We start from the raw sequence: 21,762 nt of genomic DNA on the forward strand, positions 1-21,762 counted from the left end.
TAAGGTTATGGCATTAACAAAGAACGAAAGAAGACAACGAATTAAAAACAGAATACGTAAGATTGTATCTGGTACTGAAGCTAGACCAAGATTATCTGTTTTTAGAAGTAATAAAGAAATTTATGCTCAAATCGTGGATGACGTGACTGGTAAAACTATCGTTGCTGCATCTTCAAGAGATAAAGACGTAAGTGGTGCAAAAGGTAATAAAACCGAAGTTGCTGCTTTAGTTGGTAAAGCAATCGCAGAAAAAGCATTAAAAGCTGGTGTTGAAACCATCTCTTTTGATAGAGGAGGTTACTTATATCATGGTAGAGTAAAATCATTAGCAGAAGGTGCAAGAGAAGCAGGACTTAAATTTTAAGACATTATGTATCAAAAATATAAAAACGCAGAGCTAGTAAAACCAGGAGGTTTAGATTTAAAGGATCGCTTGGTAGGCGTACAACGTGTTACTAAAGTAACAAAAGGTGGTAGAGCATTTGGTTTTTCTGCTATCGTAGTAGTCGGTGACGAAGCTGGTGTAGTAGGACATGGTTTAGGTAAGTCTAAGGATGTAGCAACTGCTATTGCTAAGGCTGTCGAAGATGCTAAGAAAAACTTAGTTAGAATTCCTATCATTAAAGGAACCTTACCTCACGAACAAAAGGGTAAGTTTGGTGGAGCAAGAGTAAATATTATACCTGCTGCTCCTGGTACAGGAGTTATCGCTGGTGGTGCTGTTAGAACAGTTCTCGAAGCAGTAGGAGTGCATGATGTACTTTCCAAGTCTCAAGGATCATCAAACCCTCATAATGTAGTGAAAGCAACATTTGATGCTTTATTACAACTAAGAGATGCTGGTGCTATCGCTAGAGAGAGAGGTATTTCACTTGAAAAAGTATTTAACGGATAATCATTAGGATAAGATGGCAAAGATTAAAGTAAAAAAAGTTAAGAGTGCAATCAACCGTACAAAAAGACAAAAGCTTACATTAGAAGCTTTAGGCCTTAAGAGAATCGGTCAAGTTGTAGAGCACGATGCCACACCAAACATCCTTGGTATGGTTAAAAAAGTTGAACATTTAGTTTCTGTAGAGGAAGCTTAAAAAATATAACTTAACAGATGGATTTAAGTAATTTAAAACCTGCAGAAGGTTCAGTAAAAAATCAAGGGAAACGCGTTGGTCGTGGTCAAGGTTCTGGTAAAGGCGGAACTGCAACACGTGGTCATAAAGGTGCTAAGTCACGTTCTGGTTATTCTAAGAAATTAGGATTTGAAGGTGGTCAAATGCCATTACAACGTCGTGTACCTAAGTTTGGTTTTACTAACATCAATAGAGTAGAGTATCAAGGTGTAAACTTAGACACATTACAAGAGTTGGTAGAGGCTAAAAAAATTAAAGATACTGTAGATTTTGAGACACTAGTGGAATTGAGATTAGCTCGAAAAAATGAGTTAGTTAAAATCCTAGGACGTGGAGAATTAAAAGCAAAATTAACAGTAAAAGCTCATAAATTTACTGCGTCGGCAAAAGCTGCTATCGAAGCTGCTGGTGGTGAAGCTGTAACTTTATAAGATAGATATAATGAAGATAATAGATACATTAAAAAACGTCTGGAAGATTACCGAACTTAAGGATAGAATAATTTTAACCCTTGGGCTATTATTAGTTTATCGATTTGGAGCGCAAGTCGTTTTACCAGGTATTGATGCAACGCAATTAGGTGGATTACAAGATACAGCTGATGGTGGAATATTAGGTTTGTTAAATGCCTTTACAGGTGGTGCTTTTGCAAACGCATCAGTATTCGCATTAGGTATTATGCCTTACATTTCGGCTTCTATTGTTGTTCAGCTAATGGGAATTGCAATTCCTTACTTACAGAAACTTCAAAAGGAAGGTGAAAGTGGTCGTAAAAAAATTAACCAAATCACACGTTGGTTAACTATTGCCATCTGTTTAGTTCAAGCACCAGGATATTTAGTAAGCTTGCCAAGTTTAGGGATTCCATCAAGTGCTTTCTTATTAGGTACAGGAGGTATCTTCTATTTCTCTTCAATTGTAATTCTTGTAACGGGTTGTATTTTTGCAATGTGGTTGGGAGAAAAAATTACCGACAAAGGAATAGGAAATGGTATTTCTTTACTTATTATGGTTGGTATCATTGCAACTTTACCACAGTCATGGCTGCTTAACACAGCATCTAGAACTGAAGGTAATGGTGGAATTATGTTAGTTCTAATAGAATTAGTTATTTGGTTCGTAATCATATTAGCTTCTGTCCTATTAGTAATGGCGGTTCGTAAAGTACAAGTTCAGTATGCAAGAAGAACGGCTAGCGGAGGATACGAAAAGAATGTGTTTGGGTCACGTCAATTTTTACCATTAAAGCTTAACGCTTCTGGTGTAATGCCAATTATCTTTGCTCAAGCTATAATGTTTGTTCCTGGTTTAATTGGTGGTTCATCTTGGTTAAAGGATACTGACGCAGGTCAATGGATGCAAGCTAATTTTTCTGATATCTTTGGATTTTGGTATAATTTAGTATTTGCACTCCTAATCATTGTATTCACATATTTCTACACTGCTATTACCGTTCCTACCAATAAAATGGCGGATGACTTAAAACGTAGTGGTGGTTTTATTCCAGGAATTCGTCCAGGTACTGAAACATCGGAATATCTGGATAAAATTATGTCTCAGATTACATTACCAGGCTCTATATTCTTAGCATTAATTGCAATATTTCCTGCGTTTGTTGTAAAACTAATGGGAGTTCAGCAAGGATGGGCATTATTTTTTGGTGGCACATCCCTTTTAATTATGGTAGGTGTTGCTATAGATACAATGCAACAAGTAAACTCTTACTTGTTAAACAAGCACTATGATGGTTTGATGAAATCAGGTAAAAATAGAAAAGCAGTAGCTCAATAATATTTTAGACATGGCAAAACAAGCAGCAATAGAGCAAGACGGTACAATTATAGAGGCATTATCTAATGCCATGTTCCGTGTAGAATTAGAAAATGGTCATATTGTGACTGCGCATATTTCTGGTAAAATGAGAATGCATTACATTAAATTATTACCAGGAGACAAAGTAAAATTAGAAATGAGTCCTTACGATTTAACTAAGGCTCGCATAACATACAGATACTAATCTGATTGGTGACTGAGGTGTCATGCTGAGCATGTCGAAGCACTCTCGAAGTCACTGATAGTAAATTAAATCATTTAAGATGAAAGTAAGAGCATCAGTTAAAAAGAGAAGTGCCGATTGTAAATTGGTACGTCGTAAAGGAAGACTTTACGTAATTAACAAAAAGAATCCTAGATTCAAACAAAGACAAGGATAAACACTAAAAAGTATTAGTTATTAGACTGAAATGAATCTGTTCGAAATCGAAAGGTTTAGGATTCTAACAACTAATTAAAAACTAAAACAAATATGGCAAGAATTGCAGGTGTAGATATACCAAAACAAAAAAGAGGCGTTGTTTCTCTAACTTATATCTATGGAATAGGTAGAAGTCGTGCTAAAGAAATTTTAGAAACTGCTAAAGTAGACGAGAGCACTAAAGTACAAGACTGGACAGATGATCAAATCGGAGCTATCCGTGAGGCTGTAGGGTCTTTTAAGATTGAAGGTGAATTACGTTCTGAAACTCAGTTAAACATTAAGCGTTTAATGGATATCGGATGCTATAGAGGAATCCGTCATAGAGCAGGGCTTCCTTTAAGAGGGCAGCGTACTAAGAACAACTCACGTACAAGAAAAGGTAGAAGAAAAACAGTTGCTAACAAAAAGAAGGTAACTAAATAAAACTAGTCTTTAGTCTATAGACGTTGGAAAGAATCTGTTTGAAATTTTAAAGGTTTAGGATTCTAGCGACTATTCACTATTTACTAAAAACTAAAAAATATGGCAAAGTCAAGTACAAAAAAACGTAAAGTAATTGTTGATGCAATCGGAGAAGCTCACGTAACAGCATCTTTCAATAATATCATTATTTCTTTAACAAATAAAAAAGGTGACGTTATTTCTTGGTCATCAGCTGGTAAAATGGGATTTAGAGGTTCTAAAAAGAACACACCTTACGCTGCTCAATTAGCTGCAGAAGATGCTGCTGGAGTTGCTAAAGAAGCTGGACTAAAGAAAGTAAAAGTTTATGTAAAGGGTCCTGGTAATGGTAGAGAATCTGCAATTAGATCTATCCACAACGCTGGTATCGAAGTTACAGAAATCATTGACGTAACACCACAACCACATAACGGATGTCGTCCTCCAAAGAGACGTCGCGTTTAATTTATTTAAATGCTAAAAGTTAATATCAAACTTTAATCAGTTTGGTATTAACTTTTTATGTATTTTTGCAAACCGAAAATAATAACAAGTATCAACGAGAGGCAAACGATATAGAAGGATAAGATTAAGACCTTAATTCTACAATCACTCTCAAAATAATTTAAAAAATGGCAAGATATACTGGTCCTAAAACTAAAATAGCTAGAAAATTTGGTCAAGCTATCTTCGGAGACGATAAAGCCTTCGAAAAAAGAAATTACCCACCAGGGCAACATGGTAACAACCGACGTCGTGGAAAGAAATCTGAGTACGCAATCCAATTAGCAGAAAAGCAAAAAGCAAAGTACACTTACGGAATCTTAGAGCGTCAGTTCAGAAACATGTTTAAAAAAGCAACGGCTGCTCAAGGTATTACTGGTGAGGTGTTATTACAATTATGTGAGTCTCGTTTAGATAATGTGGTTTACAGAATGGGTATTGCTCCTACACGTAGTGCAGCACGTCAGTTAGTTTCTCACAGACATATCACAGTTAACGGAGAAAAAGTAAACATTCCTTCTTACCAATTAAAAGCAGGTGATGTTGTTGCAGTTAGAGAAAAATCTAAATCCCTTGAGGCGATTACTAATTCTTTAGCGAATTCTAGTAATGTTTACGAGTGGATTACATGGAATAATGATACAAAAGAAGGTACTTACGTTTCTGTACCAGCACGTATCCAAATCCCAGAGCAAATCAACGAGCAATTTATCGTTGAACTTTACTCTAAATAATTAATTAATAATCATATTGGTATTTGGCCAAAGGGTTTATTAGTCTTCTTCAAACTTATAAACCGCGCAACCAAAGAACAATTAAAACGAAGAAAATATGGCAATTTTAAATTTTCAGAAACCAGATAAAGTAATCATGATTGATTCTAATGAGTTCGAAGGTAAATTCGAATTTAGACCATTAGAACCGGGTTATGGATTAACAGTTGGTAATGCATTAAGACGTGTATTATTATCTTCTTTAGAAGGTTTCGCAATCACTTCAGTAAGAATAGAAGGTGTGGATCACGAATTCTCTACAATTTCTGGGGTAGTAGAAGATGTAACTGAAATGATTCTGAATTTAAAGCAAGTAAACTTTAAGCGTCAGATAGATGAAGTTGATAACGAAACTGTTACAATTTCTATTTCAGGACAAGAGCAAATTACAGCAGGAGATTTTCAAAAGTTTATTTCTGGATTCCAAGTATTAAATACAGATTTAGTTATCTGTAACTTAGATCCAAAAGTTAACATTAATATGGAGATTACAATTGAAAAAGGTAGAGGTTATGTGCCAGCCGAAGAAAACAAAAAAGCTTCAGCACCAATAGGAACAATCTTTACTGATTCAATTTATACGCCAATAAAAAATGTAAAATACGGAATCGAAAATTTTCGTGTTGAGCAAAAGACGGATTACGAAAAATTAGTTTTCGAAATTCAAACTGACGGATCAATACATCCTAAAGATGCATTGACTGAAGCAGCAAAAATATTAATTCACCACTTCATGTTATTCTCTGATGAGCGTATTACCTTAGAAGCGGATGAAATAGCGCAGACTGAGACTTATGATGAAGAATCACTTCACATGCGTCAACTATTAAAAACAAAGTTAGTTGATATGGATCTTTCTGTACGTGCGCTTAACTGTTTAAAAGCTGCTGAAGTAGATACTCTAGGTGACTTAGTATCTTTCAATAAAAACGATTTAATGAAATTCAGAAACTTTGGTAAAAAGTCTTTGACTGAGCTTGAAGAGCTTGTAAATGTTAAAGGTCTTAACTTCGGAATGGATTTAAGTAAATACAAATTAGATAAAGATTAATTATAAACTCCTTTATAATTTGCTCCTCAAAAGAGTGTTGTAGCAAGATAGAGGTTTAAAACAAAAGTCATGAGACACGGAAAAAAATTCAATCATTTAGGTCGCAAGACGGCGCATAGAAAAGCAATGTTGGCTAATATGGCTTGTTCTTTAATAGAGCACAAGCGTATTAATACAACTGTGGCTAAAGCAAAAGCTCTAAAGCAATATGTAGAGCCAATGATTACTAAGTCCAAGGAAGATACAACGCACAACAGACGTTTAGTATTTGCAAAGCTTAGACAAAAAGAGGCTGTTGCAGAGTTATTTAGAGATGTAGCTGCTAAGGTAGGTGACCGTCCAGGTGGTTATACAAGAATCATCAAATTGGGCAACCGTCTTGGTGATAACGCTGATATGGCAATGATTGAGTTAGTAGATTACAACGAGATTTACAATGCTGGTAAAACAGCTAAGAAAACAACTCGTAGAAGTAGAAGAGGTGGTAAAAAAGCTGGTGCAGCTGCTCCAGTAGAAACTAAAGCTACTAACGAAGAAGAATAAAAATGCAAGTAAGAAAGCAAATAGATTTAAAATTCAATATTGATATTTTATCTAAACGGCTTTCTTCATTTTACAAACCTCGATTATCGAGTGTTAATAAGCATTGATAACTATAAAGGATAAACTGTTTCAGTTTATCCTTTTTTTTTGGAATTTTGCAATGCACTGAGTTTGCCGAGGTGTAAAACTAAAGTTATCTAAAGAGAAACTAACACAGCACAATAAATGAAATATAAACAAAGACAAAAAGCATTAATCCTTCTTGCAGACGGTACAATCTTTTATGGTAAATCCATAGGAAAAGAAGGCACTGCCTTTGGAGAAGTGTGTTTTAATACTGGTACAACTGGTTACCAAGAGATTTTTACTGATCCATCTTACTTTGGGCAGCTAATGGTAACAACCAATGCACATATTGGTAATTATGGGACAAAAGATTCCGAAGTAGAATCAGATTCTGTAAAAATAGCTGGATTAATATGTAAAAATTTTAGCTTTGAATATTCTAGACCTGGTGCTGATAGATCTTTAGAAGAATTTTTCGAGATGAATGATACATTAGCTATATCTGACGTAGATACAAGGGCACTCGTAAGCTATATACGCGATAATGGTGCTATGAATGCCGTTATCACTACAGATGTGGATAACATTGAAAGCCTAAAAAAGCAATTGGCTGAACAGCCAAGCATGAATGGGCTAGAATTAGCATCAAAAGTATCTACTAAAGAACCCTATTTTTATGGCAACGAAAATGCAACCTACAGGATTTCTGCTTTAGATATAGGTATAAAGAAAAATATTCTTAGAAATTTAGCACAGCGCGACGCTTACATAAAAGTATTCCCTTATAATGCTAAGTTCGAAGATTTAGAAGCTTTTAATCCAGATGGCTACTTTTTGTCTAATGGTCCTGGCGATCCAGAACCATTAGTCGAAGCGCAGGAAGTAGCAAAACAAATAATTGCTAAGAATAAGCCATTATTTGGAATTTGCTTAGGGCATCAAGTTATTGCCTTAGCTAACGGCATTTCTACTTATAAAATGCACAATGGGCATAGAGGCATCAATCACCCAGTTAAAAACTTATTAACCGGTAAAGGTGAAATTACATCTCAGAATCATGGGTTTGCAATTAATAGAGAAGAAACAGAAGCACATCCAGATATAGAAATAACGCATGTACATCTTAATGATAATACAGTTGCAGGAATTAGAATGAAAGATAGAAATGTGTTCTCAGTCCAATACCATCCAGAAGCAAGTCCGGGACCAAATGATTCCACCTATTTGTTCGACGAATTTATAGAGCGATTAAAAAAATAAACCTAAAAAAATGGCAACAAAATCGATATTCTGTTGCCATTTTTTAGTTGCGAAAACATTTTCGTAAATATTAATCGTAATACTTACGTTTGTCAGAAAAATAGCCTACTTTTTTCGTAAATTTACAAATGAGTTTATCATGTTTAACTTCGTTCGTAGAGCTTTGGTTACTGAGCGAAGTCGATGTGTCAGTATCTCAATCAATACATTATTTATAATCATAAAAAGAAAATCGTAATGAGTATTATAATTAACATTCACGCAAGACAAATATTAGATTCTAGAGGTAACCCAACAGTAGAAGTTGACGTACTAACAGAAAACGGCATTATGGGAAGAGCAGCTGTTCCTTCTGGAGCTTCAACTGGTGAGCACGAGGCTGTAGAGCTTAGAGATGGAGGTGATAGTTATATGGGCAAGGGTGTTTTAAAGGCAGTGGAGAATGTTAATTCTGTAATTGCTCAGGAGCTATTAGGGGTTTCTGTTTTCGAGCAAAATCTTATCGATAAATTGATGATTGATTTAGATGGTACACCAAACAAATCAAAATTAGGCGCTAATGCCATTCTAGGTGTGTCATTAGCAACGGCAAAAGCAGCTGCTAACGAGTTAGGAATGCCATTATATAGATACGTTGGCGGAGTTTCGGCTAATACATTGCCAGTGCCTATGATGAATATCATCAATGGCGGTTCTCACAGTGATGCGCCAATTGCGTTTCAAGAGTTTATGATTATGCCAGTAAAGGCAAAAAACTTCACACATGCAATGCAGATGGGAACCGAAATTTTCCATAACCTTAAAAAAGTATTACACGGTCGTAACTTAAGTACAGCTGTTGGTGACGAAGGTGGTTTTGCTCCGAATTTAGAAGGTGGTACAGAAGACGCATTAGAAACCATAGCTAAAGCTGTTGCAAATGCCGGATATAATTTAGGTGATGATGTTATGATAGCTTTAGATTGTGCCTCAGCAGAATTTTATAAAGATGGAAAATACGATTATACTATTTTTGAGGGCGAATCAGGTAAAGTAAGAACAAGTCAAGAACAAGCTGATTATTTGGCAGAATTAGCTGCAAAATATCCAATCATCTCTATTGAAGATGGTATGGATGAGAACGATTGGGAAGGTTGGAAATATTTGACTGAAAAAATTGGTGATAAAGTGCAATTGGTTGGTGATGATTTGTTTGTAACTAATGTAGAACGTCTAAGTCGCGGTATCTCTGAAGGTATTGCAAACTCAATTTTAATAAAGGTAAACCAAATTGGGACACTCACAGAAACAATTGCTGCTGTTAATATGGCTCACAACGCAGGTTATACATCTGTAATGTCTCATCGTTCAGGAGAGACAGAAGATAATACAATAGCCGATTTGGCAGTAGCTCTAAACACCGGACAGATAAAAACAGGTTCTGCATCACGTAGTGATCGCATGGCAAAATACAATCAGTTATTGCGTATCGAAGAAGAACTAGATGAAGTAGCTTATTTCCCTCAAACAAACGCGTTTAAAGTAAAGTAAGTTTCTACTTCTTATAAAGACAAATAAAGCGATTACCCAATTAAGGTAGTCGCTTTTATTTTTGTTATAATACCAGATGTTTACAAATGTTAAAACGATTGTAAATACAGTTCCGAAATCGATGTAGATTTTGTAATTTTGTAATCCTTAAAAGTTCTAGTAAAACCACACGATATATGTCAGACAAAGCGATTTTAGAAATTGATGGAGAGAAATACGAATTTCCTTTAGTAAGAGGAACAGAAAATGAAGTAGCTATAGATGTAAAAGCTCTTAGAGGCGCTACAAATGGTGTTATAACGTTAGATCCAGGTTATAAAAATACCGGCAGTTGCCAAAGTGCAATTACATTTCTTGATGGTGAAAAAGGTATTCTGAGATATCGTGGTTACGCTATAGAAGAACTCGCTGAAAAAGCAGACTTTTTAGAAGTAGCATATTTATTGATTTTTGGAGAACTACCAAATAAAGAACAATTAGAGAAGTTCCATGCAGATATAAAATCCCATTCAGTTGTAGATGACGATGTTAAGAAAATTATAGACGCTTTTCCTAAGTCGGCACATCCAATGGGAGTTTTATCATCATTAACAAGTGCCTTAACAGCATTTAATCCTTCTTCGGTTAACGTGGATTCTGAAGAAGAGATGTACAATGCTATTGTTCGTATTTTAGGTAAATTCCCAGTATTAGTCGCATGGACAATGCGTAAAAAGCGTGGTTTACCTTTAGAGTATGGCGATGATAATTTGGGGTATGTAGAGAATGTCTTAAAAATGATGTTTAAAAGTCCAAATCATGATTATGTACAGAATGAAGTTTTGGTTAACGCCCTAGATAAATTACTTATCCTACATGCAGATCATGAGCAGAATTGTTCTACATCTACGGTAAGAATTACTGGTTCTTCTCACGCAGGGTTATTTGTATCACTTTCCGCTGGTATTTCTGCACTTTGGGGACCACTCCACGGCGGTGCTAATCAAGCTGTTTTAGAGATGCTTGAAGCTATTAAAGAAGACGGTGGCGATACAAAGAAATATATGGCTAAAGCTAAGGATAAGAACGACCCGTTCCGTTTAATGGGCTTTGGTCACCGAGTTTACAAGAACTTTGACCCAAGAGCAAAAATTATTAAAGTTGCAGCTGACGAAGTGCTTAGCGACTTAGGTGTAGAAGACCCAATTTTAGACATTGCAAAAGGTCTAGAGAAAGAGGCTTTAGAAGACCAATATTTTGTAGACCGTAAACTATATCCAAATGTTGATTTCTATTCTGGTATTATTTATCGAGCTATGGGTATTCCTGTAGAAATGTTTACAGTAATGTTTGCCTTAGGGCGTTTGCCAGGTTGGATTGCCCAATGGCGTGAAATGCGTTTACGTAAAGAACCGATTGGCCGTCCTCGACAATTATACACAGGAGAAACTTTAAGGTCGTTTACGCCGATAGAAAAAAGATAAAACAAGAAAAAAAAAGGGCTTCATAAGAAATTATGAAGCTTTTTTGTGTCTTTACGTGATTATTTTTATTACAATGAAACTTAATATTCAAAACGAAACTTCAAGGCTAAAAGCGGTTATTCTCGGAACGGCAGAAAGTAATGGTCCAACGCCAAAGCTAGAAGACTGCTATGATCCTAAAAGTAGACAACATGTATTAGCAGGCACGTACCCAAAGGAAGAAGATATGATTTCCGAAATGGAAGCTGTTGCTGCTGTTTTAAAAAAATACGGAGTTACTGTTTATCGTCCAGAAGTTATAGAGAATTACAATCAAATTTTTGCGCGGGACATTTCTTTTGTTATTGAAGACAAAATAATTATTGCTAATATTTTACCAGATCGTAAGTTTGAGGTTGAAGCTACCGAATACGTTTGGAGTACCGTGGCTAAAAAAAATAGAATAATTTTACCAGACGAATGTCATGTCGAAGGTGGAGATGTTATGCCCTGGAACGACTATATTTTTATTGGCACTTATACAGGAAAAGATTACGCAGACTACATCACTGCACGTACCAATATACATGCAGTCAATGCCATACAAGCGCTGTTTCCTCACAAAAAAGTAAAGTCTTTTGAGTTACGTAAATCTAACACAGACCCAAAAGAAAATGCATTACATCTAGATTGCTGTTTTCAACCTATTGGTAAAGACAAGGCTATTATACATAAAAACGGTTTTTTGAATGAAGAGGAATATCAATGGCTTGTTGATTTTTTTGGTAAAGACAATGTTTTTGAAATTACCAAAGATGAAATGTATGATATGAATAGTAATATCTTTTCCATTTCTGAGGATGTTATTATCTCAGAGAAAAACTTTACGCGTTTAAATACGTGGTTGCGCGAACAAGGCTTTACAGTTGAAGAAGTGCCTTATGCCGAAATTGCCAAACAAGAAGGCTTATTAAGATGCAGTACAATGCCTTTAATTAGAGAGTAACTATATTATTATTTTCTATACAAAAAATACTGCTTTACCAGTTTAATGTACTCGCGCTTTGCTTCCTCTTCAGAGATATCTTTTACTTGAAAAAGAGCATTAGTTTTAAACGCATTAATAATTTGCTTACGGCTGCTTGGTCTGCCGTAGTCATTAGTAGCCTTTTTGTAGTAGGCGTATAGGCGTAATAAAAAATCTGCTGGGAATGGGTCAGTATAGTCGTTTACACGCTTTACAGCGTTTTCAAATTCTATGTCCAACTCATTTTTGCTCATGTCATTTCGGCAATCACAGATTCACCACCTTTAACTTTTTGATTTAGCGAAACTTTAATTTCTGCATCTAAAGGTAAAAATAAATCAACTCTCGACCCAAATTTTATAAAACCAGAGTCTGCTCCTTGTTTTACATTTTGGTCAACTACCGCATAATTAACAATACGTTTTGCAAGCGCTCCAGCTATCTGACGATAAAGGACTTTACCAAACCCTTCATTTTCTACAACGACTGTCGTACGCTCATTTTCTTCGCTAGCTTTTGGATGCCAAGCTACTAAATATTTGCCTGGATGGTATTTGCTATAAGTTACTTTACCAGAAATAGGATGCCTTGTTACATGTACATTAATGGGAGACATAAATACCGAGACTTGGATGCGCTTATCATTAAAAACTTCTTTTTCAAAAACTTCTTCAATCACTACAACTTTGCCATCTACTGGTGATATCGCTTGTTTATCGTCAGGGTTTGTAAAGCGTTTAGGATTTCTAAAGAATTGTAGAATAAGCACAAAAAACACTAATACAAGTAGCATAAGCGTTTTTCTAAGCCACTCGGTAGATACAAAGTAATCGATAGCAAAAATGGTTGCAACAACTAAAACTAGTGTAATTAGTATAATTTTATGACCTTCTTTATGAAACATAACTTAAAATTCTTAGGAATAAATATATAAATGGTGCTGCAAAGATAATACTATCTAATCGGTCTAGAAGTCCACCATGACCAGGCATAATTACACCGCTATCTTTAACCTCAGCCTGACGTTTAAATTTAGATTCTATTAAATCACCAAGTGTACCAAAAACGCTAACAATAATAGCTAATATTAGCCAACTTGTAAAGCCTAACGTTTCTGTATAGGTAGCTATAAAATAACTAGAGATACATGCAAAAAATAAACCGCCCAAAAAACCTTCTACTGTTTTTTTAGGGGATACACTAGGAAATAATTTCTGTCTTCCAAAATTTTTCCCCGTGATGTAGGCAAAACTATCGTTTATCCAAACTAAAATAAAGCTTCCTAATAATAAAAGAGGTGTAAATATATTAAGGTAATTGGCTATTAGTAACATAAAAACAAAACCACTAGACAAATAAAATGTTGTGGCAATGTAACGTTTAGACTCAAACAACGGTATGTTACTAAAAGTAAAAAGATCTTTGATTAAAAAAAGATTGACAAAAATGGTAATTACCAATAAAATCTGTATCGCTTCATTTGTGCCTGTGTTAGATGTATGAATCATACTCCAGTACCAAAATCCAAAGTATAAGACCGAAAAGATAATTGCAGGAACGACAAAAGAATTTAGTTTAATAAGCCTATTAAATTCCGCTAAAGAGACTAAGCCAAAGATAAAAAGCACAATAACTAGAGCATTTTCCCAATACATGGAAACGATAAGAAGAGTGACGTACAGAAGGCCAGATATGGCACGCGTTAAAAGTTCCTTCATTTATAAATCTTCTAAAAGCAATAAATATAAATTCTTAGCACTACTTCCGTAGGTTAAAAAGTCTTTATCTTCAGTCGTTTTAAAATGCTTTATGGTTGTAATGTTTGTCGGAATTTTAGATTTGTTTTTGTTTTTTATGCCTTTAAGACCTTCACCGATATTCTCAACTAACTGGCTTGTTGTTGCATAAACGACGAAGTTGGTCGGTAATTCCTTTAATTTTTTTTCTGCGATTTGATTTGATGAAATTAGAAGTGAGCCGTCATCGGAAATTAGGTGTTCGCAAGTGGTTAAAAAATAACTGCTTTCCGAAGTGTTTTTAGTCGACTTTAGGTCAAAGCCTTTAAACAAATCTTTTAACCTGTCATCCAACAAAAAAACATTTTTGTCTTCCCATGCATTTTCAGCAATTATGTTTTCTAAACTATCGTAAACTTCCTCAATATTTTCGCAGTATAAGAATTTACCGCCGTTTGCTTTAAAGTTAATGGTAAAACGCTCATCTACAGGAAGTTTAATGTCTGGCATGTATTTGCTTCGTTCTTCATTCGGAACTTTTTCTTCGGGACTCTCAGTTTTTCCTCCAAAGATTTTTCTAAATAAACTCATTTACAAATACAGTTAATACGCGTCTTTCACCAATTGTATCAAATATAAAAAAACTTAAACTAACTATTGGTTAATTTAAGTTTTTTCGTTGAAATGGAAATTTAATCTATTCTTCCTCTTCTGTAGAGGTTGGTGTTTTTTCAATTAAAGGAACGGTCTCTTTTTCGAAAGGACGTTTTCCAAAAATCTTTTCAAGATTATCTTTAAAAATAACTTCTTTTTCCAGAAGAACTTCGGCAAGCTCTGTTAGCTTATCTTTATTTTCTTCAAGGATTTTAATAGCGCGTTGATACTGCTTTTCTATAATTTCGGAAATTTCTCTATCAATAAGTTCCGCAGTTTCTTCGCTATATGGTTTTGTAAACCCAGTTTGCTGTCCAGAAGAATCGTAATAAGTAACGTTTCCTACTTTATCGCTAAGTCCATAAACCGTAACCATAGCTCTAGCCTGTTTTGTTACTTTTTCTAAATCGCTTAATGCACCTGTTGATATTTTATTAAAAATTACTTTCTCGGCTGCGCGACCACCCATCGTTGCACACATCTCGTCAAGCATTTGTTCAGGTCTTACAATAAGGCGCTCTTCTGGTAAATACCAAGCCGCACCAAGCGATTGTCCACGAGGAACAATAGTTACTTTAACCAATGGCGCAGCATGTTCTAACATCCAGCTTACTGTGGCATGACCTGCTTCGTGGTAGGCTATAGCTTTCTTTTCGTCTGGCGTAATAATTTTATTTTTCTTTTCTAAACCACCAACAATACGATCAACGGCATCTAGGAAATCTTGTTTATTAACGGCTTTTTTGCCTTTCCTTGCAGCAATTAAAGCAGCTTCGTTACAAACGTTTGCGATATCTGCACCAGAGAATCCAGGTGTTTGTTTTGCTAAGAAATCTACATCTAAGGTTTCTTCTTTTTTAAGCGGACGTAGATGTACCTCAAAAATTTCTTTACGCTCACGTACATCAGGAAGGTCTACATAAATTTGTCTATCAAAACGTCCAGCTCTCATTAAGGCACTATCTAATACATCGGCACGGTTTGTAGCCGCTAAGACAATTACATTTGTGTTTGTGCCAAAACCATCCATTTCTGTTAAAAGTTGGTTAAGTGTATTTTCGCGCTCGTCGTTAGAGCCAGAGAAATTATTCTTTCCTCTTGCTCGTCCAATAGCATCAATCTCGTCGATGAAAATAATTGAAGGCGATTTTTCTTTGGCTTGTTTAAATAAATCTCTAACTCTAGAGGCACCAACACCGACAAACATTTCGACAAAATCAGAACCTGAAAGCGAGAAAAATGGAACTTTTGCTTCACCAGCAACGGCTTTGGCTAATAAGGTTTTACCAGTTCCTGGAGGTCCTACTAATAACGCACCTTTAGGAATTTTACCACCAAGAGACGTATATTTTTCTGGATACTTCAAGAAATCTACGATTTCTTGTACTTCTTCTTTTGCTCCTTCTAAGCCAGCAACATCTTTAAAAGACGTTTTAGTATCTGTTTTCTCGTCAAATAATTTTGCCTTAGATTTTCCGATATTAAATATTTGACCGCCAGCGCCACCACCGCCACCGGCAGACATTCTGCGCATGATGAAAATCCAAACACCTATAATTAAAATGAAAGGCAGAAGCGAAATAAGAAAATCTCCAAAAGCATTATTCTCTATGTCTGCATTTCTGGAGGTATCTAAGTTATTTTCTGCAATAATTTCGTCTATTCGGTCTTCAAAATTACCTAAATCACCAAATTTTAAAGTGTAGTTAGGTATATTTCCCGATGGTAAAAAACCTTTAGAACGGGCTGGTTTATGAACATCCTTTTTAAGTGCTTCTTCTGTTAGGTAAACACGAGCTGTTTTAGTATTACTAATTATTACAACTTCTTTGACATCACCTTGCTTTAAATAATCAATAAACTCGGATGTTTTTATCTCTCTTGCGCTTTGGAAAGCACTGCCACCAAATAATTGTAAACCTATAAATACGGCTATAATAATTCCGTAAATCCAGTACGGGCTTACTTTAGGTTTCTTGTTTAAATTTTTATTGTCTTTTGCCATATCGCTGCCGCAAATGCGGTTATATTTTGTCTATTTAAAAACTTGTTTCGATTTGTGTGGTTTTTGCGTCACCCCATAAGCTCTCTATATCATAATACTCTCTGATATGCTTTTGGAAAACATGTACCACAACATTTACATAATCCATTAAAACCCATTCTGCATTATCTGTACCTTCGACATGCCAAGGTTTATCTTTGGTTGTTTTACTTACTTGTTTTTGTATGGAATTTACTATTGCGTTAACTTGGGTATTAGAAGTTCCCTCGCAAATAATAAAGTAATCGCAAACTGTATTTTCTATTTCTCTTAAATCTAAAAGTGTAATTTCTTTTCCTTTAACGTCTTCGATTCCGCTAATTATCGTTGTAATAAGCTCGTCGGCATTGCTATTTCTTTCCGTCATTAAAATGTTTTAAATTTATGCAAAGTTATTACTTTTTTAGTTCTCGCTTAATCAAATTGTCATAAGAAAACTATAAAAAAATTGCCCTAATATCTATGTACATAATCAAACTTAATGCCATTGACTCTACAAATACTTATCTAAAAGCACTGAGTGTAAAAAAGATGCCTAAGGATTATACCGTTGTTGTTGCAGAAGAGCAGACCAATGGTCGCGGTCAATTAGGAACAAAATGGCAATCGGAAACCTCTAAAAACCTTACGTTTAGCGTCTTTAAAGAAGTAAGATGTTTAAATGTAAACGAGCAATTTTTTATCAGTATTGCGGTGGCATTGGGTATCGTTAAAGCTTTGCGAGAGCTTCAAATCCCTAAAATAAAAATTAAATGGCCTAACGACATTTTGTCAGAGAATAAGAAAATTGTTGGTATTCTTATTGAAAATGTGATAAAAAATAATCGGTTAGAAGGTTCTGTAATTGGTGTAGGACTCAATGTAAACCAGAAATTTTTTGACAATCTGCCTAATGCATCATCACTTCATCTGCTTACTGGTATTGTTTATAGTAAAGATGAAGTTTTGCATGTTCTGCTAAAGCATATTCAAGACTATTTAAACACATTGACATCCAGTAATTTTAAAGACTTAAAATCTGAATACGAAGCCATGCTATTTCGTATAAAAAAACCCTCAACGTTTAAATCCTTTAATGGTGAAACATTCTCAGGTTTTATTGAAGGTATTAATGATGATGGTAAACTAAAACTACTGCTAGAGGATGATATTCGGAAAGAATATGACCTTAAAGAAGTACAACTGCTCTATTAAACTGCAGTAGGCATATTTGTAGCTAAGGTTTCTAAAAATTTATTTATTGGGCCTTTAATCATCATAGCCATCATGGCATTAAATTCTCCAGAAAAGTTGAGTCTTACCTCGCTTTTGGCGGACTCAATTTCTGTAATATTAGCAATTAAAGAAAAGTCTAATTTTCCGCCAGCAGCTCCTAGAACAATCTTACTATTTGGTATAGCTTCTTTCTTTTTTAATACGATTTCTGGCATACCCTTTAATGCAAATAAAAATTTATCTGTATCTAAAACTTCAAATTTGCTAATGTTTTCTGGCATTAACTTTTCGAAGTTTTTTACATCAGATAAAAAATTAAAAGTATCTTCTGCGGATTTGTCTATAGTTACTTTGGGTGATTCTAAGTTCATTTGTTTTTTGTTTAATTGTTTATTCGTTAAGTCGTTTAGTCTTTAAGTGAAGTTTTCCTGATAAAATCAAATAAACAAATCCACTACAAAACGAATTAACATTTTTATATCAATTAGCGTTCCAATCACTGGGATTTGCATTCCATAGTGCTAAAATGTCTTGTTCTTTTTTAGTGATATATTTCGTGTCTAAAGCTTGTTCAAGGAGATTTTCGTAGTTTCCTAGGGTGTGAAGTTCGACATTGGCCTTTTCAAAATTTTCCTTAGCAACATCAAAGCCATAAGAGAAAATAGCGACCATACCTTTAATGTTTAGTTCGGCAGCTCTCAAAGCATCAACAGCGTTAAGACTACTTTTTCCGGTACTTATTAAGTCTTCGACAACGACTACTGTTTGTCCTTTTTCGGCATAACCTTCTACTTGATTTTGTCGACCATGTTTCTTGGCCTCGGGACGTACATAAACAAAAGGTAGATTTAAGTACTCTGCAACCAAAGCACCGATACCAATGGCTCCAGTAGCAACACCAGCTATAACATCTGGTTTACCGTATTTTTCTTCAATTTGCTTTGCTATAGTCTCTCTTACGTAATTTCGAATCTGTGGATAAGACAATACGATACGGTTGTCGCAATAAATAGGAGACTTCCATCCAGAAGCCCAAGTAAATGGGTTATTTGGTTGCAACTTTATAGCATTAATCTGAAGTAATAATTCAGCGGTTTTCTTAGCAATATCTTTATTAAAAATCATAGCGTAAAATTAATGAAATTTGAAGTCAGTTAAATTTTAAATTAAAATATTTTTTAATTCAAAAAGGTATAATCTAAAAAAGAATACTTTTACAATACAAAACTAAAAGTCCAAAAGACTAATGCATACAATTTTTGTTGGTGATAAGCCTATTTACTTAACAACCAAAGTTGATAAAGAAGATGACGCAAAGGTTTTTTTGCTAAAGTCTGTGGACTTGGGTAAGGTTATTAGATTACTAAATAAAACAGATATCAAAGCGGTTTATCTAGTAGGGAAGTCTGAAGAAAAATTATTAAAAAAGTTTTTAAAAAAACTCCCAAATGTTATCGCTGGTGGCGGAAAGGTCTATAATAATGAAGGAAAAGTATTGTTTATTTACAGGAATGATAAATGGGATTTACCAAAAGGCAAAACCGAGAAAAAAGAATCTATAGAGGAAACTGCACTGCGCGAAGTAGAAGAAGAGACAAAGGTTAGTAATTTAAAAATTACAAAGCCATTACCTACAACGTATCACATCTTTAAGCGTAATGGACGCTATAAGATCAAGATTACCTACTGGTTTGAAATGAAAACCGATTACGACGGTAAATTAGAGCCACAAAAAAATGAAGGTATAACAAAAGTGAAATGGCTTAGCGAAAAGAAAATTAAAAAAGCCATGGAGAACAGTTATGCGAACATTAAGCTCCTTGTTTAATTTTTCGATTTTTCACGCAACGTTTTTGAGTTTTTTGCATCTATATAGAAACAATGATTATGAAAAACGTTGGCCTAATTCTAATTTTTTGTATTCTTTTTTTGTCCTGCGACAACGACGACGCCAATAATGCTGAACTTATAGGAGATTGGCAACTCATCGAAGTATTGGCCGACCCTGGTGATGGCAGTGGTGTTTTTATGCCAGTGACTAGTAACAAAATACTAAGCTTCAATTCAGATGGAACCGTAACGTCTAATGGTATAATTTGTAGCATTTCTACCGATACAGATACACCTAGCTCAGGAACTTTTTCCGAAGAGGATATGTCTATTACTACAAGTGCTTGTAGCTTAGCGGATTTCGATTATACTTTTGAAATTAATGGAGATACATTAACCTTTTTCGTTGTATGTATCGAAGCATGTGGTGTAAAATATCAAAAACTTTAGTTTATTCTATAAATAGGATATTGCATATGCGCCTTTTCGTAATGTTCAGATTGTTTGTGTAGCCAATCTAATTGCGCATACCAATTATTTGCAAAATCTGGTTCTAAGCTTTTCTTAAGATTGAATTGTATCTGTAACCTTGGATTTTGCCTTAATAATAATTGTGCTTTATCTTCCCAAACGTATGGTGAAAATCCTTCTTTTTGTTGTAAAATAGTGTCAAAGAAATTCCAGTTAAAAAATGAGTCTGGAGCTTCTGGTTCAAGAGTTTCAAGAAGATATCGAATTCCTTTTTGGTTAGTTTTTACCAAATAATCACCAGCCATAAATTTTAATTCTATTTCTAAAGTTTCTACTGTTGTATTATAATGCAAATAGTGGCCCTCGTATGGAGATTGGCGTGTTTTGTAATCGGAAATCCTATAAGATTGAACTTTTAGTAAACTGTCTTTTTCAAGTGGAGTCATTTCAATGTTGTTCAACTTTAAGCGCTCAATAACGTGATGCATACCTTGAGGAATAACATATGCTTTTGGAATTGTCACCTCTTTTGTTGGCTTGAAAAAGTTTTGATATTTTACGTCTTTTTCAAACGGTTGAGAGCGGTCGTATTTTAAACGTTTAGCACCAGTTAGTTCACTATCCACTCTATTGCCCTCAAAGCCTTTAAAATTTAAAGTTGAATATTTTGATGTATCAATCTGCCACTCTAAAGGATAAGTGTCCCCAGCTGACCAAATTTTTTCATGTTTAGCGCGTAACTCTGAGATTTTATCACTATCGGTCTCTGTAATCTCAATCATACTTTTCATAAGCTCATAGGTACCTTCTACACGTTGCTTGTAAGGTTTTAGCATGTGTGTTTCTACCATCATGCCTAAGGTGTTAAACAGCGTTGTGTAACCTGTAGAATATCTCGGCGAATCTTTAAACTGAGAAAAGCCACTTTCTGGTGTGCGATTAAATACATTAACGTAAGGTGTTATGTCCCACTGTTTAGCTTCAAGTTTTTCTTCGAGTTGAGGCATCATTTCGGTATGCAAATAATTGCCTAAAACGCCTCCAAGCTTATTATGTTGTGTAAACAAATGTGTTAAAGTATACTGATAATCTGCTCCATTGCTTACATGATTATCTATAAAAACATCGGGTTGTACCAAGTGGTAAATTTTAGAAAATGTTTTGGCATTTTTTGTGTCTGTTTTTATAAAATCTCGATTAAGATCATAATTACGCGCGTTACCCCTAAAACCGTATTCTTTTGGACCATTTTGATTCGTACGTGTACCAGAATTTCTATTAAGACTTCCTCCTACATTATAAATAGGAATGGTGACCAAAACTGTGTGTTTTGGTGCTTCAATTGTTCCGTTGGCAATATCTCTAAAAAGTAGCATTGTTGCATCAATACCGTCTGACTCTCCAGGATGGATGCCATTATTAATAAGCATAATACGATTCTCCTTTCGTAGCGATTCAAAATCAAAGACATTGTCTCGAGGACTCAGTGTAACGATATGAAGTGGTTTTCCAGAATCGGTTTCGCCAATAGCTTCAATATTAATAGTATTATAGTTATCAGCTAGAGCAGTATAGTATGCTATGGTTTCTTCGTAAGTGGCTGTTTCTAGTCCGTTACTTTTTTCGAAAGTTGTGGTAAAATCAAAATCTGTTTTTTTTGATTCTTGAGAACAAGAAACGATGATTATAAAGAGAATTAAGAGTTTTTTCATGATGTACATTCTTGTTTTTCAAACTTAGGCATTTTGAAGCAGAAAAACTTTCTGTAGTCCAAATTTCAGATTATAAAAA

General features: G+C 34.8%; 28 protein-coding genes. 19 read left to right on the forward strand and 9 right to left on the reverse strand.

Annotation, left to right across the window (positions count from 1 at the left end; all coding sequences use genetic code 11):
- The first annotated feature begins 7 nt into the window (after positions 1 to 7).
- From rplR to DFQ05_RS00555, 16 genes are all read left to right on the forward strand, one after another.
- Positions 8 to 364, forward strand: a complete 357-nt coding sequence (rplR, locus tag DFQ05_RS00480; protein WP_132702473.1) for a 50S ribosomal protein L18 — start codon at positions 8 to 10, stop codon at positions 362 to 364.
- Positions 365 to 370: 6 nt separating this feature from the next.
- Entirely contained in the window at positions 371 to 895 is a 525-nt protein-coding gene (gene rpsE / locus DFQ05_RS00485; RefSeq protein ID WP_132702475.1) for a 30S ribosomal protein S5, read from the forward strand.
- Between the two features lie 13 nt (positions 896 to 908).
- On the forward strand, positions 909 to 1,088 hold the full coding sequence (gene rpmD, locus DFQ05_RS00490) for a 50S ribosomal protein L30 (RefSeq protein ID WP_132702477.1): 180 nt from the start codon (positions 909 to 911) through the stop codon (positions 1,086 to 1,088).
- Between the two features lie 17 nt (positions 1,089 to 1,105).
- Entirely contained in the window at positions 1,106 to 1,558 is a 453-nt protein-coding gene (gene rplO / locus DFQ05_RS00495) for a 50S ribosomal protein L15 (RefSeq protein WP_132702479.1), read from the forward strand.
- Between the two features lie 10 nt (positions 1,559 to 1,568).
- Positions 1,569 to 2,918, forward strand: coding sequence for a preprotein translocase subunit SecY (gene secY, locus DFQ05_RS00500; protein ID WP_132702481.1), 1,350 nt, complete (start codon positions 1,569 to 1,571; stop codon positions 2,916 to 2,918).
- A gap of 10 nt (positions 2,919 to 2,928) precedes the next feature.
- Positions 2,929 to 3,144 carry a translation initiation factor IF-1 gene (infA, locus tag DFQ05_RS00505; RefSeq protein ID WP_007094967.1) on the forward strand — a complete coding sequence of 72 codons (216 nt, stop codon included), beginning with the start codon at positions 2,929 to 2,931 and terminating at the stop codon, positions 3,142 to 3,144.
- Positions 3,145 to 3,223: 79 nt separating this feature from the next.
- Positions 3,224 to 3,340, forward strand: coding sequence for a type B 50S ribosomal protein L36 (ykgO, locus tag DFQ05_RS00510; RefSeq protein ID WP_008269159.1), 117 nt, complete (start codon positions 3,224 to 3,226; stop codon positions 3,338 to 3,340).
- Positions 3,341 to 3,432: 92 nt separating this feature from the next.
- The gene (rpsM, locus tag DFQ05_RS00515; RefSeq protein ID WP_132702483.1) at positions 3,433 to 3,807 is read left to right on the forward strand and encodes a 30S ribosomal protein S13; all 375 of its coding nucleotides are present in this window, start codon (positions 3,433 to 3,435) and stop codon (positions 3,805 to 3,807) included.
- Positions 3,808 to 3,906: 99 nt separating this feature from the next.
- Positions 3,907 to 4,290 (forward strand): 30S ribosomal protein S11, encoded by a 384-nt coding sequence (gene rpsK, locus DFQ05_RS00520; RefSeq protein ID WP_132702485.1) that lies wholly within the window; start codon positions 3,907 to 3,909, stop codon positions 4,288 to 4,290.
- A 167-nt stretch (positions 4,291 to 4,457) separates the two neighbouring features.
- The gene (gene rpsD, locus DFQ05_RS00525; RefSeq protein WP_132702487.1) at positions 4,458 to 5,063 is read left to right on the forward strand and encodes a 30S ribosomal protein S4; all 606 of its coding nucleotides are present in this window, start codon (positions 4,458 to 4,460) and stop codon (positions 5,061 to 5,063) included.
- Between the two features lie 97 nt (positions 5,064 to 5,160).
- A complete protein-coding gene (locus DFQ05_RS00530; RefSeq protein WP_087491748.1) occupies positions 5,161 to 6,153 on the forward strand; it encodes a DNA-directed RNA polymerase subunit alpha in 993 nt (330 codons plus the stop codon).
- Positions 6,154 to 6,222: 69 nt separating this feature from the next.
- Positions 6,223 to 6,696 (forward strand): 50S ribosomal protein L17, encoded by a 474-nt coding sequence (rplQ, locus tag DFQ05_RS00535; protein WP_132702489.1) that lies wholly within the window; start codon positions 6,223 to 6,225, stop codon positions 6,694 to 6,696.
- Positions 6,697 to 6,921: 225 nt separating this feature from the next.
- Entirely contained in the window at positions 6,922 to 8,022 is a 1,101-nt protein-coding gene (gene carA, locus DFQ05_RS00540; protein ID WP_132702491.1) for a glutamine-hydrolyzing carbamoyl-phosphate synthase small subunit, read from the forward strand.
- Between the two features lie 237 nt (positions 8,023 to 8,259).
- Positions 8,260 to 9,552, forward strand: a complete 1,293-nt coding sequence (gene eno / locus DFQ05_RS00545; protein ID WP_132702493.1) for a phosphopyruvate hydratase — start codon at positions 8,260 to 8,262, stop codon at positions 9,550 to 9,552.
- Positions 9,553 to 9,728: 176 nt separating this feature from the next.
- A complete protein-coding gene (locus tag DFQ05_RS00550) occupies positions 9,729 to 11,015 on the forward strand; it encodes a citrate synthase (protein ID WP_132702495.1) in 1,287 nt (428 codons plus the stop codon).
- Between the two features lie 73 nt (positions 11,016 to 11,088).
- Positions 11,089 to 12,000 (forward strand): dimethylarginine dimethylaminohydrolase family protein, encoded by a 912-nt coding sequence (locus DFQ05_RS00555; protein ID WP_132702497.1) that lies wholly within the window; start codon positions 11,089 to 11,091, stop codon positions 11,998 to 12,000.
- Between the two features lie 8 nt (positions 12,001 to 12,008).
- Here the strand turns inward: DFQ05_RS00555 and DFQ05_RS00560 are convergent, their stop codons facing one another.
- From DFQ05_RS00560 to rsfS, 6 genes are all read right to left on the reverse strand, one after another.
- Positions 12,009 to 12,275, reverse strand: coding sequence for an acyl-CoA-binding protein (locus DFQ05_RS00560; protein ID WP_132702499.1), 267 nt, complete (start codon positions 12,273 to 12,275; stop codon positions 12,009 to 12,011).
- Positions 12,272 to 12,925 carry a phosphatidylserine decarboxylase family protein gene (locus DFQ05_RS00565; RefSeq protein ID WP_132702501.1) on the reverse strand — a complete coding sequence of 218 codons (654 nt, stop codon included), beginning with the start codon at positions 12,923 to 12,925 and terminating at the stop codon, positions 12,272 to 12,274. The genes DFQ05_RS00560 and DFQ05_RS00565 overlap by 4 nt, the downstream gene beginning before the upstream one ends.
- The gene (locus DFQ05_RS00570) at positions 12,915 to 13,739 is read right to left on the reverse strand and encodes a phosphatidate cytidylyltransferase (RefSeq protein WP_132702503.1); all 825 of its coding nucleotides are present in this window, start codon (positions 13,737 to 13,739) and stop codon (positions 12,915 to 12,917) included. The genes DFQ05_RS00565 and DFQ05_RS00570 overlap by 11 nt, the downstream gene beginning before the upstream one ends.
- Positions 13,740 to 14,348 carry an LUD domain-containing protein gene (locus DFQ05_RS00575; protein WP_132702505.1) on the reverse strand — a complete coding sequence of 203 codons (609 nt, stop codon included), beginning with the start codon at positions 14,346 to 14,348 and terminating at the stop codon, positions 13,740 to 13,742.
- A 106-nt stretch (positions 14,349 to 14,454) separates the two neighbouring features.
- The gene (gene ftsH, locus DFQ05_RS00580) at positions 14,455 to 16,416 is read right to left on the reverse strand and encodes an ATP-dependent zinc metalloprotease FtsH (RefSeq protein WP_132702507.1); all 1,962 of its coding nucleotides are present in this window, start codon (positions 16,414 to 16,416) and stop codon (positions 14,455 to 14,457) included.
- A gap of 34 nt (positions 16,417 to 16,450) precedes the next feature.
- Positions 16,451 to 16,822, reverse strand: coding sequence for a ribosome silencing factor (rsfS, locus tag DFQ05_RS00585; RefSeq protein WP_132702509.1), 372 nt, complete (start codon positions 16,820 to 16,822; stop codon positions 16,451 to 16,453).
- A gap of 95 nt (positions 16,823 to 16,917) precedes the next feature.
- On the opposite strand from rsfS, the gene DFQ05_RS00590 reads away from it, so the two are divergent.
- Entirely contained in the window at positions 16,918 to 17,649 is a 732-nt protein-coding gene (locus DFQ05_RS00590; protein ID WP_132702511.1) for a biotin--[acetyl-CoA-carboxylase] ligase, read from the forward strand.
- Here DFQ05_RS00590 and DFQ05_RS00595 read toward each other — a convergent pair.
- Together DFQ05_RS00595 and pyrE are read right to left on the reverse strand one after the other, a co-directional pair.
- On the reverse strand, positions 17,646 to 18,041 hold the full coding sequence (locus tag DFQ05_RS00595) for an SRPBCC family protein (protein ID WP_132702513.1): 396 nt from the start codon (positions 18,039 to 18,041) through the stop codon (positions 17,646 to 17,648). The genes DFQ05_RS00590 and DFQ05_RS00595 overlap by 4 nt on opposite strands.
- Positions 18,042 to 18,150: 109 nt before the next feature.
- Positions 18,151 to 18,795, reverse strand: coding sequence for an orotate phosphoribosyltransferase (gene pyrE / locus DFQ05_RS00600; RefSeq protein WP_132702515.1), 645 nt, complete (start codon positions 18,793 to 18,795; stop codon positions 18,151 to 18,153).
- A gap of 121 nt (positions 18,796 to 18,916) precedes the next feature.
- On the opposite strand from pyrE, the gene DFQ05_RS00605 reads away from it, so the two are divergent.
- Both DFQ05_RS00605 and DFQ05_RS00610 read left to right on the forward strand, forming a co-directional pair.
- On the forward strand, positions 18,917 to 19,498 hold the full coding sequence (locus DFQ05_RS00605; protein WP_132702517.1) for an NUDIX hydrolase: 582 nt from the start codon (positions 18,917 to 18,919) through the stop codon (positions 19,496 to 19,498).
- A gap of 59 nt (positions 19,499 to 19,557) precedes the next feature.
- Positions 19,558 to 19,950, forward strand: coding sequence for a lipocalin family protein (locus DFQ05_RS00610; protein WP_132702519.1), 393 nt, complete (start codon positions 19,558 to 19,560; stop codon positions 19,948 to 19,950).
- Here the strand turns inward: DFQ05_RS00610 and DFQ05_RS00615 are convergent.
- A complete protein-coding gene (locus tag DFQ05_RS00615; RefSeq protein WP_132702521.1) occupies positions 19,947 to 21,683 on the reverse strand; it encodes a M14 family metallopeptidase in 1,737 nt (578 codons plus the stop codon). The genes DFQ05_RS00610 and DFQ05_RS00615 overlap by 4 nt on opposite strands.
- Positions 21,684 to 21,762: the final 79 nt, after the last annotated feature.

Origin of the sequence: Winogradskyella wandonensis, from assembly GCF_004346845.1 — a bacterium.
Classification (GTDB): domain Bacteria; phylum Bacteroidota; class Bacteroidia; order Flavobacteriales; family Flavobacteriaceae; genus Winogradskyella; species Winogradskyella wandonensis.